Consider the following 18,216-nt stretch of genomic DNA (forward strand, 5'->3'; position numbering starts at 1 on the left):
CATCATATTGCGTGTTTATTGTTTTGCATGTTGGACGAGTGCACCTCATACCGCAGGATTCTCTCATTCCCAACCTGTTTTATATTGAATCAATCAAAAGCTATTGGCTTGCACATTCTAAGCGGAGAAAGTCCCATATAGATAAAAAACGTGAAAGAAAGCACTAAAAATTCCTCCTATGAATCGTCTCAAGTGCCAAGGACTGTCCGCAACACCCACGAGCTGGCAAAGTGAATGATAGTGCCAGCTTGTTTCTCCATAAGCGTAAAGATGATGACACTCAATAGCTAAAACACCTTCTAGAACATAAAAAACGCTTCCAACCAATACGTAAAATACCCTGCAGACGGAATACCTTCTTTTCAGCAAGCAACCATTAGAAATTATAAAAGTTTATTTTTTAGAAGCGCTCTTTTTTAATTTTCCTCTTTTAATTTTTCTTGCATGAAATCTTATTTTTCATGAAACTATATCAATCAGTGCATCAACATGCCTATAAGGAAAAACATGAACCACTATACTCTTTTAATCGTTGAAGACGATGATCTACGCCCCATTTTAGTAGAACAATTGCAAATGCATCAAGAGTTTAAAATTTTCCAAGCAAAAACAGCAGAAGCGGGAATGAGAATAATCCAAGAAGAAAATATTGATCTCACTATTTTGGGATTTCAACTTCCTGATCTTGATGGCTACAAAGCCGTTAAACAATTACGCACCCAAGGATTTCGTGCCCCCATTATCATGATAATAAATTATGATACAGACTGTGATAATATTTTAGATCTTGAAACAGGCGCCAATGATTATGTAATAAAACCCTTTCGCTTTGCGGTGTTATTAGCGAGAATTCGAGCACAGTTGCGCCAATATGAACAAAATGAAGACGCAACCTTTCATATTGGTCCCTATACTTTTAAACTAAGACAAAAACTTCTTCTTGATCAATGCAACAATAAAATCTGTCTCACAGAAAAAGAAGCAGCGATTCTTAAATGTCTCTATTATGCCAATGATAAAATTGTCAGCCGTGAAACATTGTTAGAACAAGTTTGGGGTTATAATGAAAATATTATCACCCATACTTTAGAAACCCATATCTATCGTTTGCGACAAAAAATCGAAAAAGATCCCTCCAATGCACAAATTCTCATGACAGATCAAAATGGTTATCGTTTAAATCTTTAATTCGAGATTTACTGTTTCAAAAATAATTTTAATATCCTAAATGAAAACAGAAACGAGATGAAAAAAACTTCACGTATAATTCGAATGCTATTACATATACATAGAACTTACTCTTATCTGTACTCTTATGACAAAATATATAACATTATGAATAAAAACGAAATATTCCAACATGAGAACCAGAAACAAAAATGCTTTCAACCCTCACGATATACTTTGTAACTTCTGTTTCACATGCTTTTGTTCTTTCTAAAGTTTTTAATATGTTTCGCATATAAATAATCGTGATATCTTTTAGCAACATTCTTGATCATAACTATCATCTTTAGATGAGTGCTATTTATGATTATTTTTTCAGAAAAACCGCTCCACGCACTGCTTTATCTCATATTCACTAGCCTAAATTGAGAGATGTTTTTTATCTTTATAATTTTCTTCTATTCTTTATGATTTTATCTCCTCTTAAGAGGTTATATAATTAATGATATAACGCTAAATGTTTATCCTAACGATAAAGCCACTGAGCACCACCATCTTTACGTTTATAAAAGAATAAGCCAGCACCATCACACACTTATGTTAGATCTAGATGTTGCAGAGGAGCCCTTGATACTTGAGATGGTTCATAAGAAGCATTTTAATCCTTCCTTGTACAGTTTTTAACCACCATAAACCATATTATGCAAGATCCCTTGGACTCTGCTATTTTTACGAAGATACCAGTATTTTTTTCTTTTAAAATGTTTCCACTATTCATGAAATATGGTTCGGTATATAGATACTTGAGATTTTTATTCACATACCAATTCCACATATTAATGTACAAAAGAATATTTTTAAATTGTAAATGCAAAAAATTGAAATAAGAGAATCCTTCTATACTTTCGGTTCTTATGACAATGACAAAATGATTAATTATCTTTATAAATTAAAATATTTCTTGTCTGTGGTGATAAAGCAGGAATAAAAATACGTCGCGACTGACGACGCTGTACGAGCAAACCCTGATAAACACGTTTTTGTGCCTGACACATTAAGAGTCCACCAAAATAAGGCAAAAGATAGCGAGCAAATGGCTCGTAAAAAAATGAGAACAACCGCGAAAAATACCCCGTAGAGGGCATATAGTGTACAATTTCTTGTATTGGTCCAGAAACAAAATTTGTTTTTTCGAACAAACGAGTAATTTGTTGCCGACTATAGGGTTCGCCATAACCAAAGGGCGTAGTAATATTGCGCGCCCAAAAGCCAGAGCGATTAGGTACAATAACGATCAAGTGGCCATTGGGTGCTAAAACACGCCATATTTCATTCAACGTTTCAAATGAATTTTCTGTATATTCTAATGCATGTACCAATAAAATACAGTCAACTGACGCATCCGGAAGCGGCAAATCTTCTTCAAAAACAAGCGCTGTAGCAACTTGCTCAGAACAAGGCCAAGGCGAAACACCCTGAGAAGCTGGCATAAAAGCAAAACATTGTTGGGCACGTTCACGCAATGTAGAAAGATAAGGAAGTGCATAACCCAATCCCATAATCCGTTTATCCGTAAGATCAGGCCACCATAAATTCAATTGGTCACACAGCGTTTTTTGCACACGCAGTCCAAGTGCAGAAGCATAAAAATCTTTCAGCGTAACGATATCCAACTCAACATACCATGTAGAAACAAATTTCAAACATTACAGATTTTCATATACCAAACCTATATGGACTTCTGCTTTTTTTCCGCAATAGCGAACATTTCAATATTGCATATTTTAAACTTAAATGATTAAAAAATCAGTACAATAGGATGATTATTGCCTTACAAGCACTTTAATCATTTTTTTGGAGATAAACCCCATAGAGGTTCTTCATATACTGTTTTTGACATCAATTAAGAAAAAAGCCAACACTGGTTAATTAAAATGAAGCAATCTTTCAAGATAGTTTTTTTCTTCTTCTGAAAGATGCTCTTTACCAAGACGTTTGCGAATTTCATCCAAAATCTGCCGCGTACGCATTTGATCACTTTCTTGTGGTAGTGCCTCGCCTTCTTGTTCTTCATCTGTTGTTGAAGAAAGTGGACGTCCTAACGGATCTTTAGGACCAAAATCAGCATTTTGATCATCTCCCGTTTCTTTAAGTGTTTCGCGCATTTTTTTCAAAACATTTTGTGCACCTTGCCTCAAAGATTCCAAAGCATCAGACTGATTTTGTATAGATACCTGATGATTTCCATTATCAAGCGCATTTTCCGCAGAATTCATTTTTTCTTCTGCCCTTTTCAATGCGCCCCCTGTTTCAAATCCTTGTTCTGATAATTCTTTTTCTAATGTTGATAATTCAGATTGCAATTCAGCTTGACGTTTTTTTAAAGATTTTTTTTGTGTTTCCGGTACATTTTCTCCGCGTTTTTGTTCCATCTCTAACTGATGTGTTTCATTGAGAATTTCTTGCTGACGACGCATTAAATCTCCAAGCTGGTCCATCTTTTCTTTCATTTGTGCAGATTGGCTTTTTTCTCCCTCATTTTGATTGCCTTTTTGCACATGCAAATGATCAAGCGTCTGTTCAACTTCCGCCAAGAGTTGTTCAGCTGCTAAAGAAGAGCCCGTTTTAGCCATTTCCTCAATTAAATTTAGCTTTTCTTGTAATGTAGATTCAGAAAGATTAGGACTTTTTGAGCTTTTAGAATTTTTAGAAACTTGACTATCCGGTGCTTTTTCAGCCAAAGCACGAATATACTCATCCATAGCTTGACGTAAATCTGCCATAAGCCGTTCAATTTCTGCCGCTGAAGCACCATAACGCAGTGCATCACGTAAAGCAGCTTGTGCTTGTTTTAACTTTTTTTGCACGGATTCAAGCTGATTATCTTCAATACCCAAAGCAATTTGCCATAAATAATCCACCACATCGCGCAAATCCTCGTCTGTTTGTGCTAAAGAAAGTCTTGTCCACGCACTTTGTAGAACAATAAAATGCAATGCATTTTGCAACCCCTTTTCTGGACGCACAAGCAAAGCAGAAAGCATATCCAATACACGCTCTTTCACAGAAGCATCAAGAGCTAATAGACGACGCAATTCAACCACTGCGCGTGCAACAGGATTCGAAAAAACACGCTGTGGTAATATCATAACAAAAGTTTTGCTACGCCCTTTCTGCCCCGCACCATCTTCTGCCACCAAAGTAATTTTGACTTGCGAACCTGCCCATGGATGCGCTGATATATCCTGCACCATTCGCATTTTCCCCTTTCCACCACGCGGAAGAAGAAGCTCTATTTCCGGAGCATTATAAAGAGAAGAAGCACTTTTATTCTGAGGAAGAAAAGGCTCTATTTCAACAAAAGCCTTTGTCACACCATAATCATCATCCACCACATATCGTAACTCCAATGATCCCGTTAAAATCCTCCCTGGTTTTTCCAACCAATGAATTGTTGGAAGCGTGTCCTTAATTATCTGCAAATGCCATTGCTGTTTTTTACGACGTGATGATACAAATAAATTTATTGGATGCTTTAAATGTGTTTCAAAATGAACAATTGGATCATTCAAAGCTGTTTGTTCCGTTTTCTCTGAAAACGAAACTTCCCTCCCATCTTCTACAGACTTTGCTTTTACTGTAATGCCAGCCCCATTGACAACACGCACAACAACATTACTCCCTTCAGGGATTTCTCGTTGTGTTTCCTCATCTTTTGTCAAATAAATCGGTGCCACACCGGTATAAGCAGGTGGTGTTACCCAAGCATCAATCCGCATGAGTTTTTCATCAACGACAGGACGAAAATCAAAGGCATCAGCCAAACGCCCCCCTTGTGAACCAAAAGAAAAACTAAAAGCGCACACAAAAAGAAGAGCACACAAAGCCCTCAAAGCCAAAGGATCATAATCCGCACTATTAAGAGAGATAAATCCAGTTTTTAAATGGTATAATTGCTTTGCCATTCGGCGTTGATGTTCACGCCAAATAACAGCACTAAAATCTTCATCATTTTCAGAACATAAACGATCTGTCTGAATATTCAAAGGCTGGTGTCTAAGATCATTGACGCATTCAAGGCGGCAATTTACTTCCCGCATTGTGGGAAACCGAAAACGAATAAGAAAAAATAAACTCGCCCCAGCACAAATAAGTATAACCCCAAGTAAGAGCAAATGTGACCAATAGCCCAAAATACCAAAAAGTCCCAACCAGCTAAACGAACAAAAGAGACTAAGAACGAGGAAAAATGGCAACAACCGTACCCACATCCGTTCAAATGAAAGGATCCCCCACATCAAAATGCGCACACACAAAAGCTTCATTGCAAAACCTTTGATGTTTTTATTTTTCATAAACAAGCATTTATCCCCTTTTATCGTGGTGCATTAAGATCATAAACCCCATACAAAACAATTTCTAGAAAATAAATTGTTTCATCAAAGTTTAGTAAAAATAAGACCCAAAATATTTAATAATGCTCAATCTAATTTGGGCTCAATCCAATCTGGAATATGATCACAGCCTATCAATTGTGCATAATCAAGGCGTGGACGAATGACTGCATAACGCGTATCCTGAACCAGAACTTCCGGCACCAAAAGTCGACTATTATAAGTGCTTGCCATCACTGCGCCATAAGCCCCTGCTCCTGTTAACATCAAAACATCACCCGCTTTTAACACTGGTAAAGAACGTTCCAAACCTAAATAATCACCAGTTTCACAAATAGGACCGACAATATCAGCATTAATCAGAGGGGCATCTATTGGTGTTTTTTTCACTGGCATTACATTTTGCCACGCATCATAAAGCGTTGGACGCATGAAATCATTCATCGCCGCATCAACAATAACAAAATTTCGTCCTTCCGCCTTTTTTAAATACACAACCGATGTCACCAACACACCGGCTTCACCAACAATACTACGCCCAGGTTCTAGGATAATATTGATCCCTAAAGGCGCAATATGTTTCTTTACCAGTGCTGCATACTCAAAAGGAGAAGGTACTGGATGCTTCTCATAACCATAAGGAATACCAAGCCCGCCCCCAATATCGATATGGGTTATCGCATAACCATTATTCCATAATTGACGCACAAAATCTGCAACAATAACAAATGCATCTTCAAACGGTTTTAAATCACAAATTTGACTGCCAATATGGAGATCAACACCACACACATGAAGACCAGGCAATTGAGCTGCTTTTTTATATACATCACCCGCCAAAGACAGTGGAATACCAAATTTATTCTCAGACTTACCTGTTGTAATTTTCTTGTGAGTCTTAGCATCCACATCAGGATTAATGCGTAAAGAAATACGAGCCGTTTTTGAAAGCGCAGCAGCCCGCGCCGATAATTGTTCAAGTTCTGGCTCTGATTCAACGTTAAAACAATAAATATCTTGTGCAAGAGCAAAATCTATTTCTCTCACTGTTTTACCAACACCAGAATAAACAATATTCTGCGCAGGAATACCAACAGCAAGTGCACGCCGTAATTCCCCTTCTGAGACCACATCAGCTCCCGCTCCATTGTTAGCTAAAAGTTGTAAAACTGCTTGATTGGAATTCGCTTTAACCGCATAAGCAATTAAACTCGGCATATCATGAAATGCATTCTGATAATCTTTAAAATGTGCAACGATTGCGCTAGCTGAATAACAATAAAAAGGTGTTTCAACTTCTCGCGCAAGTTCCAAAAGAGAAAGACCTTCAGCGTGAAGCACACCCTGATGATAAGAAAAAAAACGCATAAAAATTCCTATTGTATTAACCGATCAAGAATAAAAGGTTTATCTTTTTTACCTTGAGAAACAAAAGTTCCTTGTGAAGAATTCACTCCTGTTGAAGGAGGTAACTCTAATGACCCTTTACGCCCACACCCAACGATACCCAAGCCCCCAAAAAGGACAATTATCAACCCCTTTAATATAATTTTCATCTGTCCTCTTTCCTCATCTCGATCTCTTTGTTACCTTTAAAATACAATCACTCAAGCGCTCACGAGACGCTTTTTCCAATACGCAATTTGCCGAAGAACCTCTGAAGGCGCTGTTCCCCCAAAGCTTTTACGACTTTCAACAGATTTTTCAACGGTCAAAACATCAAAAAGTGTCGCATTGATATCAGGACAAATTGCTTGAAGTTCATCTAATGATAAATCATGAAGGCGACACTGTTTTTTTTCTGCCAATGCCACAGCACACCCTGTGATGTGATGTGCTTCGCGAAAAGGAATCCCTAAATTGCGTACAAGCCAATCCGCAAAATCTGTAGCTGTTGCATACCCTAAATCCGCTGCTTGTTTCATGGCTTTTTTATTCACTTTCAAATCAGCAATCATCCCTGTCATTGCTGCTAGTGATAATTCCAAACTCAAAGCCCCATCAAACACATATTCCTTATCTTCTTGCATATCCTTTGAATAAGCAAGCGGTAATCCTTTCATCACCGTTAACAATCCCATAAGTGCACCATTCAATCGACCTGCTTTCGCTCGTACTAACTCTGCCGCATCAGGATTTCTCTTTTGTGGCATAATGGAAGACCCTGTTGAAAAAGCATCTGATAAATGAATAAAACAAAACTGTTCACTTGACCAAAGAATTATTTCTTCTGCTAAACGTGAAAGATGTGTTGCACAAAGAGCGCCAGCGCTTAAAAATTCCAATGCAAAGTCACGATCTGAAACACTATCAATTGAATTGCGTGTAGGTTCCCGAAAGCCTAGCGCTTTTGCTGTCATAAAACGGTCAATTGGAAAGCCTGTCCCCGCTAAAGCAGCCGCCCCTAAAGGCGATTCATTCATTCGCTCAACAGCATCACGCATCCGCGATAAATCTCGACCAAACATTTCAACATAAGCCATCATATAATGACCCAATGTTACGGGTTGAGCCAATTGTAAATGCGTAAAGCCTGGCATAAAGGTATCAACATGTTGTTCTGCGCGAATAAGTAATTGCTCTATCAATCCTTTTAAAGCTTGTGCTATTTTTTGCGTTGCTTCACGTACCCACAAGCGAAAATCAACAGCAACTTGATCATTGCGTGAACGCGCCGTATGCAAACGTCCTGCTGCAGGACCAATCAACGCACTCAACCGCGCTTCAATATTCATATGAATATCTTCAAGCTTTCGTGAAAAAACAAATTTACCGTCTTCAATTTCTTGGCGAATAAGTTTCAAACCATGAACAATTTTTTCATAATCTGATTGTGAAATGATTTTCGTTTGCGCTAACATAGCTGCATGAGAAAGAGAACCTTCAATATCTTGTCGATAAAGTTTTTGATCAAAATCAATAGAGGCATTAATTTCTTCCATAATTGCAGCAGGACCTGCCGCAAACCGACCACCCCACATTTGGTTCTTTAACTTCTCATCTGTCATATTCTGAAAACACCCATCCAAAGGACAAAATTATGATTTTTCAAATTTTCATCAGCGAAAAAAACAATAAAAAAAGGCAACTCTCCCTTGCATTCTTTATCATTGCACTGAGTTTATACGCAACCATAAACTACGATACCAAAAGAGAGTTTTTTCTTTTCAATTTCATTTCAGCAGCACAAGCACAAGAAATAAACATTAATAAAGCACGAGCAGAAAAAATGATGGCGATACGAAAAGCAGCAAAAGGCTTTTTTAGCCACATACGATTTGCTGATACGCTCTCAGATATGAACAAACTCTCTTTCAAGGATATTCAAGGAAAAGAGCGCACACTCAGCGAATTTACCGGAAAACCAATGCTGGTCAATCTATGGGCTATTTGGTGTGCACCTTGCCGCACAGAAATGCCTGAACTTGCGCAATTAAAACGTGAATTAGGTGGAGAAAACTTTGATGTCATAGCTATTAATATCGATAAAACTGCTTCTCCTGAAAAAATTCAGCAATTTTTACAGAATCTTCATTCAGATAATTTGCTTTACTATCGCGATGAAACAATGGATATTTTCAACAATGTTAGAAAACAGGGGCTCGCTTTAGGACTCCCCATTACATTGCTCATTGATAAAGAAGGATATCTCATTGCTTCTTTCAATGGTGCAGCTCCATGGGCCAATGACGATGCCAAAGCACTTATAAAAGCAATCATTAAAGAAGCCCTATAACTTTAATAACCGCGTCTTTTTAAACGTTGTATAACAAGATCCAGTGCTGACAAAAAAGCAGAACGGTCTTTACGAGAAAAAGGACGGGGACCACCTATTATACTACCCTGTCCACGCAAATCTTCCATCAAATTGCGCATCGCCAAAGCCTGACCAATTGAATTTACATCAAAAATACGCCCCGTTGGCGAAAGACAAAAACCCCCAGCTTGCACAACCCGCGCTGCTAAAGGAATATCACTGGTAATAACGATACTTGCCTCATGCACATGTTCTACAATCCAATCATCAGCACCATTGAATTCACCAGCAACGACCACTCTTTCAATGAGTGCTTCATCTGGAAGGGACAAAGAACGATTTGCCACAACAAATGTCTTAAGCTGATAACGATTCATCACACGATAAACTTCATCTTTTACGGGACAAGCATCTGCATCAATCAACAAAGTGATAGCAGGCTTTATTGGGATACTCATACCTTGGCTTTCAAGTAATAATAAACTCTTTCATTCATCTGAATGTTGCAAATCCTTGCGATAAAACATTATCGCCGCGTTTATTTCTCCTCCCAAAATAAAAATTGCACTCAATATGTAGAGAAAAATAATAGCAACCATAATAGATGCCAACCCTGCATAGGTAGAAATATAATCAAACATCGTTAAATATTGCGCAAAAGCGATAGAAGCCATAAACCATATAAACATTGTCACCACTATTCCTGGTAAAATATCTATAAATTTCCGCCGCCCTGCTGGAAGCCATTTATGAACAATCAAAAGACTGATAAACAAAATAATGATTGCAACTGTATAACGCCATACACGAATAGCAGCAATATATTCAGTCATAAAAAAAGAATGATTTTGCATAATTTTGATCAACAAAGGCGCCAGAATCAATAAAAAGCTAATCACAACAAGACCAACAGCTCCAAGGATTACAAAAAACAGACTTTGAAAACGACAAAACAACAAACTCCGTCGATCAGTAACACGGTAAGCTTTATTTAAAGCCGTACGCAAAGCCTCTATCCCATTAGAAGCAAAATAAGCCGCTCCAATGACAGAAAGCGTCAACACACCTCCTCGATGAATGGTTAAAACATTGACAATTTCCTGAGATAAAGGCTCTGCGATAACATCAGGCAATAACTGCACCAGTGCTTTAATTTTTTGCGGTGTATAGGTAAAAGCACCTAGAAAACGAGCAAACGATGTTCCAAAAATAAAAAAAGGGAAAAATGCTAAAAGCCCCGATAGCGCAACATGGCTTGCAAAAGCACTCCCATTATCACGCCAATAATGACTTACTGCGTCACCCAAAATACGATAGCTATACCAAAAGATATTTTTTAACAAAACTCAATACTTTCTGGTAAAACTCTTCCTCAGTCTATTTCAAGTTTTATAAAAATCATCAAAGCTCTGCAAATAAACATTTTGCAATGTTGCAATATAACGGTCAATAATCAATACGGTCAAGCCCGACTTTATACCAAAACAAAAACAATAACCCACTCTATGAAGTTCTACAACAACCTCATTTTTTTGTTACTTCTACAGATCAGTAACCTCTTCTGTACATTATATGCCCTATAGAGAGCTAAGCAAGATGATCGTGCACACATAAAACCTTTTAAAGTCATGGTTATCTGTATCGGAGCAATCGTCACTCTTTTTTATTGCAATCTATGACTGAATAAAGAAAAAACTTCTTATCGATTTCTAGAAAAAACCAACGAAATTCAACAAAAACCCCTTGCTTTTATTCACCCTTTTTTAGAAACACTCTGACGTCCAAAATCAGGAGCATCAATTTCCTGTCCAGCATCAATAATATTGCGACGTACAGCACGCGTACGTGTAAAAAAGTTAAACAGTGTCTCACCATCTCCTAAATGAATTGCCCGTTCTAAAAAAGCAAGCCCCTCACTAAAACGGCTCAACATTTCTAAAATAGCATCCTTATTATGCAAACAAATATCTCGCCACATAACGGGATCAGAAGATGCTAAACGCGTAAAATCACGAAAACCGGAAGCGGAATAAGCAATTACTTCCGAATTTGTTACTTTTTCTAAATCACTCGCTGTCCCAACAGTATTATACGCAATCAAATGGGGTAAATGTGAAACAATAGCCAAAACAAGATCATGATGCTTAGGTTCCATCTTTTCGACACGCGCACCACAAGCTTCCCAAAACGCTGTTAATTGTGCGACAGCAGCAGCATCGCTATCCGCAAAAGGCGTTAAAATACACCAACGATTCATAAATAAATCAGCAAAACCAGCATCCGGTCCTGAATATTCCGTTCCAGCAATTGGATGCCCTGGAATAAAATGAACCGTTTTTGGCAATAAAGGTGCCATTTCCGCAATAACCAACGCTTTCGTAGAACCAACATCACTCACAATCGCTCCAAGTTTTAAATGATCACGAATGGTTTTTGCCACTTCTGCACTAGCCCCAACAGGAACAGAAAGAATAACCAAATCTGCTCCTTCAACAGCTTTTGCATTATCTGTCGTATAAAAGTCCCCAAGCTCCAATTCACGCGCTCTTTTCAGGGTTTCTGGACGACGTGTTGCAATAGAAATCTGAGCCGCAAGATTTTTCTTTTTAATCACTCTTGCTAAAGAAGACCCAATCAGACCGATCCCAATGAGTGCTATTTTTTCAAACTGAATATGGAGCATCTTTCACCTTCAAAGATTCTTTGCAAATGGCAATAAAGACAATTGTAAAATCACAATTTTCTTGTTTGTTTGTTCAAGAGTTATGCGTAAAACATTAAAAAATGACAACTAGGGAATAAAGAATAACGCAGTTTACCAATTATCACCTGCGCAAGCTGACAACAGATCACTTTACCTAGAAAACACATAAAAAATAAATGACGAGAAATCTAACATCACGCTCTAAAACTCCCTCTTAATTACTGATCAAAGCGCATCACCGAAACAAAATAAAATGCACTCTCAATTAGGATAACAACGACTCTACATAAAATCCCATCAGTTTACTTTATCTTACTAATTTTACTCACAAAAAAACACATCAAAAGCGTAAGCAGACACTAGCTCTTCTCCAATTATCCCGATACGTTCATTAATTTGTACATCAGACCTATATAAAAACGTATTACGCCTCCACCTACAACAACAACATAAGTTTCGCGAATATTGAAAACACCGTAAAACAACGCATACCAAAAGATACCATTAAAAACATTTTCCTCTCCAGATTCCGGATACCATAAATCAAATAAATATGAGAAAAACACGACCTCTCAATAAAGAAAAAGTTTGATAATAAAAACACCGAATATCCCTTTAATGGAATCACACCCCTCACGTAAAACAGAACGCCCTAAATAGAATAGATTTGGATTACAAATTCATGCGTTTGTTTTAAAAAGACATCTCGCTCTCTAGCCTATCTCACGACAGTGTTCGTAAATGTTATAACTATAAATCTATTAAGCACGACCCTCTTCACACTTAATAAAACACTATCATTATATTTTCCTACCCCCAATGTTGCAAAAAACCTTGGAATTTGAGAGCATTCATAAGAGGCATTTTAGTGCTTTCTTGCACAGTTTTTATCCACACGCCCCCACTTATGACGTGCAAAAGACATTGTTCTGATTGATTCAATATGAAAAATAATAAATTATTAATAATAAACAATGGCTAGCTCTGTTTATGAGACACATTCATTGCTAAGATAATAATCTCTATATCAAACATAAAAGTTTCCCCATAGGTGTTGTCATTTTCATCATAATCTATTTTGACTTTCTCCTCATCCCACGAAGATTCTTAATTCATACCAATCTGCAAACAATTCATTTTCTTGTCTAAAAGATTCCTCTGGCTCACTATTTTATGTGATTCAATTAATCTATAATACATTGATTTATAAAAATAATACTTTTTTCAATTTGAATCATAACTTCGAATACTGTAAAATTCTTCCATCACAAACCCTCTTATCAATTAAAATCTCTTGTCTACACATCACAAGAAGACATGTGAGCAAAAATGATGAAAAACGCTTTCTAATGCTAAAAACTGTAGCAACATTAGAGGCTAGCAAAGTATATAATGAGTGTCGACTTGCACTTTTATTAAGCGTAAAGATAGAGTTGCTCTATGGGTTTTATATTCTTCACAAGGAACTTTACTTCTACACCATTCATAAACACCGCCGCAAAATAGATATGACGCGCATTGAAAAATATTTCTAAGAAAGCGTATGAATCTACCATACAAGTATCTTCTGTTGTTTGAGATACTCTGTTTTACATGAGGGGTGTTACTCCATTAAGACTCTATGAACCAACCTAATATTCACCAAATATCCACACAAAAAACATCGAATACATAAAATTTGATATGAGCCTCGTATCACTACCTAAAAACAGTATTTTACGACACAACAAAATAATAAAACTGTTTCAAAATGGCCTTTTGAAAATAAACTATTTCTTTTGAAGAAAAGTTTCTATCAAGCTTTCAAGCTCCTAAAACGCATCCTCAAAAATACAAGTTCTATCAACCTCTACTTGATAGCATAACAGTTTTAATTGCTGAAAATACCTCTGTGGTATACAAAAAATAAAAAATCATTATATTTCTAGGCTGTTAAGCTGCCATCTGGCGTCGTGCAATAATTGTAAGCCCTAACAAAACTTGACGAATGATAGCTTCACCCAAAAGTGGATTTTTACGACTATCTAAAACAGCACTCTGAATTCTTTCCATTGCATAAGAAATTTGTTCTAACTTCCAATATTTTAAAGCTTGTTCAACGATCTTTTTCCGTTGAAAAAAAATGGGAGGACGTGCCTGAGAAACCACCGTAAAAGGCGAATTTCCTTCAACCTCTACCTGATAACGCAATAGCTGTAATTGCTGAAAATGCCTTTGAGCTGTACTCAAAATTAAAAAAAGTGCCCCCTGCACTGCTGCATGTCGGTTAAAATGCGCTTCAAAGCCTGATATATCGCCCAATAAAAGAGCATCAATGACTTCATCTTGAGAAAGAGCACTGACATCGCTTACAACAGCTTTCACATCTTCAAGAGTAATACGAACATTTGCAGCATAAAGACAAAGCTTTTCTAATTCACCTCGTGATACAAGGCGATCCGCCCCTAAACATTCATGCAACCATCTACGTGCATCTAAAGAAAGAGTCTTCTTAAACTGTCCTAAAACCTCATCAATCAAACCGTCAAGAGAACGCATATCATCGGCAAAACAGGGCAAAGCCATCGCTTTTGATGCTGTTTCAACAGCATTGCGCAACCCTGTTCCTTTTTTTAAATCCCCTGCCTCAATGAGAATAAAACAAGCTTCTGGTGGTTTCTCAATTAAAAGCTTTAAGGCAGCAAGAAAACCTTTTTGGTTAGCAGCATTAGAGATCCATATCAAACGATCTCCCCCAAAAAGCGATAACGTACGCGCTTCATTTTCTAAACGTGCAGGATCTTTATCAATTTCAGCAGCATCCAAACGAATTGTCGAAAATGGATCTTCTATTGCTACCCGTGTAAGTTTTGCAAAACATTGTGCACGCTCACAAATAAGACCACGATCTGGCCCATAAATGAGAACAATAGGAAAAGCACGTGAAAAGCGCATTAGAAACTGATCAACTTCATGTGCTTTTTTCTGAGCCACACTATTAATCCATTAACAGTTCATCATCATCAAGAACTTCCCCGCGAACTTTCTGAAACATGCCAATTAAATCATTTACATCCAAGCCCTTACGCTCTTCATGACAGACATCCAAAATCACTTTTCCACCATGCAACATCAAGGTACGATCGCCATAATCAAGAGCCTGACGCATAGAATGAGTCACCATGATAGTCGTTAATTTTTTCTCTTCAACGATTTTTTCAGTCAACCGCATCACAAAATCAGCCATTCCAGGATCAAGCGCTGAGGTATGTTCATCAAGCAATAAAACATCCGCATGTGCTAATGTTGCCATCACAAGACAAACTGCTTGGCGTTGCCCACCTGACAAACTATCCATAGGATTATGAATATATGCTTCAAGACCAATGCCTAATTGAGCAATTTTCTCTCGAAAAAATTGCCGTTTCTCATGATTTAAAGCCGCACGCAAACCACGACGACTTCCTCGAAGAGCAGCAAGAGCCAAATTTTCTTCAATTGTTAAAGAACCACAACTTCCCTCTAAAGAATCTTGAAAAACACAAGCAATCTTTCCAGCGCGTTCACTGACTGATTGCCTAGAAACATTTTGTCCATTGATAACCACTTTCCCCGTTGAGGGAAGCGTTGCACCCGCTAAAACACTGAGCAAAGTTGATTTACCAGCACCATTTGAACCAATAACCGTAACAAAACTACCCTGATCAATTTTCAGGTTAATATCAATTAAAGCCTGTTTTTCCAAAGGTGTTTGCGGTTTAAATGTGACCCCAACATGAAAAAATTCAATCACGTTTATGCCTCCTCCAATAGCGTGGCACAATAAGGGTTAAAACAACCAACAACGAAGTAATCAACTGAAGATCTGTCGACGTATCAATACCAATGCCATTTGCTTCAAATGCAAATTGCACCGCCACACGATAAAGTACAGACCCTACAATACAGCTGATTATAATCCAAAAAATATTGCGCGTACGAAAGAGAGTTTCACCAATAATCACGGCTGCCAATCCAAAAACAATTGTTCCAATTCCACCGGTAATATCTGTTGCAATCGCAGTTTGAATATAAAGAGAACCACCAAGTGCCACACACGCATTGGAAAGCCCCATTCCAAAATATATCAATGCTGATGTATGAACACCTTGCGCCGTCGCCATGCGTGGATTAGCGCCCATTGCACGCATAGCAAGACCAATTTCACTTTCCAAAAAGCGCCAAATCAAAAACGCCATAACGAGCAACACAATACCAACGAAAAGAGGACGCACAAAAATATCAGACAAACCAAACAGATTATAAAAGGGCGTTAACGCCGTATCAGCAAGAGCTAAATTAACATTAGACCCTCCCATAATTCCCATAATACGAAGATTAACCGTATAAAGTGCCGACATTGTTAAAATAGAAGCTAAAAGATTCAAAATACCAAAATGCAAATTCAACAGAGCTGTTAATAAACCAGCTACCATGCCTGCACAAAAAGCACATGCCATAGCTGTCCATGCATTAAAACCTAAAAGAATCAAGACGCCACAGACACAAGACCCAAGAAGAAATGAGCCATCAACTGTTAAATCAGGAAAGTCCAAAACGCGAAAAGAGAGATAAACCCCTATAGCCACAAACGCATAAATAAGACCTAATTCCACAGCGCCAGAAAACGCAAATATATTCATGTAAAGACAATCCCCATGAAAACTTAACGTATTTTATTGTATCAACATCCTATCAATGAAAGTCATTGAATCACTTTTGTTGCACGATCAATAACTGCCTGCGGAATAACAATCCCTGCTTTTTGGGCTGCTTTCAAATCAATTCGAATGTCATTATTAGCCGCCTGCACAACATCAATATCACCAGGCTTTTCACCCTTTAGAATACGCACAACCAATTTCCCAGCATCAACCCCTACATCATAGAAATTCACACCTTGCGTCATAAAAGGCCCACGCCCGATAGTATTAGCATCAACAGTAAATACAGGCATATTGGCTTCCTCTGAGACCTTTATTGCACCTTCTAAAACAGATAAAATCGTATTATCAGCAGGAACAAAAATAATATCGACCTTACCGATTAAAGCGCGTGTTGCTGCCTGAACATCTGAAGGCTTTGGTGCCGATGAGGGAATAATTTCAATTCCAGCTTTTTTTGCTACATCCTTTAACGTTTTAAGTGTCGAAACAGAATTTGCCTCAGAAGCATTATAAAGATAACCAATTTTTTTCAAATCTGGTTTTACTTCTTGTAAAAGTCTAACACTTTCTGCAACATCTATACGATCCGAACTCCCCGTCATATTACCGCCAGGTTTGGTAAGTGAAGAAACGATTTTAGCTCCGATAGGATCAGAAATTGCTGCAAAGACGATAGGAATTGTTTTTGTTGCCGCAAGCATCGTTTGTGCTGAAGGCGTGGTAATTGCTACAATAACATCGGGTTTATCACCAACAAATTTACGCGCAATTTGCGTTGCTGTTGAAATATTACCCTGCGCTGATAAAAAGGTAAGTTGAAAATTTTCACCTTGCTTATAACCATTTGCTGCAAGCACATCTTCCACACCTTTACGAACAGCATCCGCAGCAGGATGGACCATAATTTGCGTTATTGCAACTTTAACGTGTTTAACTTGGTCATCGGCCTTTGCAACACTGTTCATCATAAAAACAGTTGCAATGATAATCCCTAATATATTTATTCTCTTCAACATTATATTCCACCCCTCTCCATGCAAAAATTAAAAAAGGAATAATCTATTACTGAAGAATTTTCTAAAATCAATCTTTATTTCATTTTATTTAAACATGGACAAAATAAATCAAACTAAAATGATATTTTTTTGTTGCAATTCGTAGAAGCCTACGCCATACAGACAAGACATATATCGAATCGGTAAGCGGGTGTAGCTCAGGGGTAGAGCACAACCTTGCCAAGGTTGGGGTCGTGGGTTCGAATCCCATCGCCCGCTCCATTGAATTTTGTATTTATTCGTTCTTGTATGGAGTTATAGTGTAGCTTGCCAGCGGTTTTGTATATTTTGCCACTGTAGCTTGCCAGCAGGTTTTGTATATTTTGCCACTAGGTTTTGTACCAATTTATTTTTTTCAAAGAGTTTTTAAGGGGTTCTCAAAGGGTCTTCAAAGGCCTTTCAAAGATCATTTAAAGCCTCTTTTTCTTTTCTGCTCAAAATCGCAATTTGAGAT

14 protein-coding genes and 1 tRNA gene are annotated in these 18,216 nt (G+C 37.6%); 3 read left to right on the forward strand and 12 right to left on the reverse strand.

Annotation, left to right across the window (positions count from 1 at the left end; genetic code table 11):
• Positions 1-507 precede the first annotated feature (507 nt).
• Positions 508-1,188: a response regulator transcription factor gene (locus ACFIMC_RS07400; RefSeq protein WP_375671993.1), complete on the forward strand. Its 681-nt coding sequence runs from the start codon at positions 508-510 to the stop codon at positions 1,186-1,188.
• Between the two features lie 911 nt (positions 1,189-2,099).
• Here ACFIMC_RS07400 and ACFIMC_RS07405 read toward each other — a convergent pair.
• From ACFIMC_RS07405 to argH, 5 genes are all read right to left on the reverse strand, one after another.
• Positions 2,100-2,870 (reverse strand): class I SAM-dependent methyltransferase, encoded by a 771-nt coding sequence (locus ACFIMC_RS07405; RefSeq protein WP_375629065.1) that lies wholly within the window; start codon positions 2,868-2,870, stop codon positions 2,100-2,102.
• A 222-nt stretch (positions 2,871-3,092) separates the two neighbouring features.
• Complete coding sequence (locus ACFIMC_RS07410) at positions 3,093-5,522, reverse strand: TIGR02302 family protein (protein ID WP_375671994.1); 2,430 nt, start codon at positions 5,520-5,522, stop codon at positions 3,093-3,095.
• Positions 5,523-5,648: 126 nt separating this feature from the next.
• Entirely contained in the window at positions 5,649-6,929 is a 1,281-nt protein-coding gene (gene lysA, locus ACFIMC_RS07415; RefSeq protein ID WP_375671995.1) for a diaminopimelate decarboxylase, read from the reverse strand.
• 8 nt (positions 6,930-6,937) lie between these two features.
• Positions 6,938-7,117, reverse strand: a complete 180-nt coding sequence (locus ACFIMC_RS07420) for an LPS translocon maturation chaperone LptM (RefSeq protein ID WP_375612733.1) — start codon at positions 7,115-7,117, stop codon at positions 6,938-6,940.
• Between the two features lie 51 nt (positions 7,118-7,168).
• Entirely contained in the window at positions 7,169-8,569 is a 1,401-nt protein-coding gene (gene argH / locus ACFIMC_RS07425) for an argininosuccinate lyase (RefSeq protein WP_375671996.1), read from the reverse strand.
• A 32-nt stretch (positions 8,570-8,601) separates the two neighbouring features.
• Here argH and ACFIMC_RS07430 point away from each other — a divergent pair, with 32 nt between their 5' ends.
• Positions 8,602-9,297: a TlpA disulfide reductase family protein gene (locus ACFIMC_RS07430; RefSeq protein WP_375634325.1), complete on the forward strand. Its 696-nt coding sequence runs from the start codon at positions 8,602-8,604 to the stop codon at positions 9,295-9,297.
• A gap of 2 nt (positions 9,298-9,299) precedes the next feature.
• On the opposite strand, the gene ACFIMC_RS07435 is transcribed toward ACFIMC_RS07430, so the two are convergent.
• The 7 genes from ACFIMC_RS07435 to ACFIMC_RS07465 all read right to left on the reverse strand — a co-directional run bounded on the left by ACFIMC_RS07435 (position 9,300) and on the right by ACFIMC_RS07465 (position 17,723).
• Positions 9,300-9,776: a YaiI/YqxD family protein gene (locus tag ACFIMC_RS07435; protein WP_375618336.1), complete on the reverse strand. Its 477-nt coding sequence runs from the start codon at positions 9,774-9,776 to the stop codon at positions 9,300-9,302.
• A gap of 30 nt (positions 9,777-9,806) precedes the next feature.
• Positions 9,807-10,661 carry a YihY/virulence factor BrkB family protein gene (locus ACFIMC_RS07440; RefSeq protein WP_375633605.1) on the reverse strand — a complete coding sequence of 285 codons (855 nt, stop codon included), beginning with the start codon at positions 10,659-10,661 and terminating at the stop codon, positions 9,807-9,809.
• Positions 10,662-11,071: 410 nt separating this feature from the next.
• The gene (locus ACFIMC_RS07445; protein WP_375618338.1) at positions 11,072-12,001 is read right to left on the reverse strand and encodes a prephenate/arogenate dehydrogenase family protein; all 930 of its coding nucleotides are present in this window, start codon (positions 11,999-12,001) and stop codon (positions 11,072-11,074) included.
• 1,953 nt (positions 12,002-13,954) lie between these two features.
• Complete coding sequence (holA, locus tag ACFIMC_RS07450) at positions 13,955-14,995, reverse strand: DNA polymerase III subunit delta (RefSeq protein ID WP_375633607.1); 1,041 nt, start codon at positions 14,993-14,995, stop codon at positions 13,955-13,957.
• Between the two features lie 4 nt (positions 14,996-14,999).
• On the reverse strand, positions 15,000-15,794 hold the full coding sequence (locus ACFIMC_RS07455) for an ABC transporter ATP-binding protein (RefSeq protein ID WP_375618340.1): 795 nt from the start codon (positions 15,792-15,794) through the stop codon (positions 15,000-15,002).
• Positions 15,787-16,683: an ABC transporter permease gene (locus tag ACFIMC_RS07460; RefSeq protein WP_375618341.1), complete on the reverse strand. Its 897-nt coding sequence runs from the start codon at positions 16,681-16,683 to the stop codon at positions 15,787-15,789. Before ACFIMC_RS07460 ends, ACFIMC_RS07455 begins: the two co-directional genes overlap by 8 nt.
• Before the next feature lie 62 nt (positions 16,684-16,745).
• Complete coding sequence (locus tag ACFIMC_RS07465; protein WP_273790096.1) at positions 16,746-17,723, reverse strand: ABC transporter substrate-binding protein; 978 nt, start codon at positions 17,721-17,723, stop codon at positions 16,746-16,748.
• 186 nt (positions 17,724-17,909) lie between these two features.
• Between ACFIMC_RS07465 and ACFIMC_RS07470 the strand changes: the two genes are divergently transcribed.
• Positions 17,910-17,984: transfer RNA gene (locus ACFIMC_RS07470), tRNA-Gly, on the forward strand.
• Positions 17,985-18,216 lie beyond the last annotated feature (232 nt).

It is taken from the genome of Bartonella sp. AP21QHHD, assembly GCF_042196205.1.
Lineage (GTDB): Bacteria > Pseudomonadota > Alphaproteobacteria > Rhizobiales > Rhizobiaceae > Bartonella.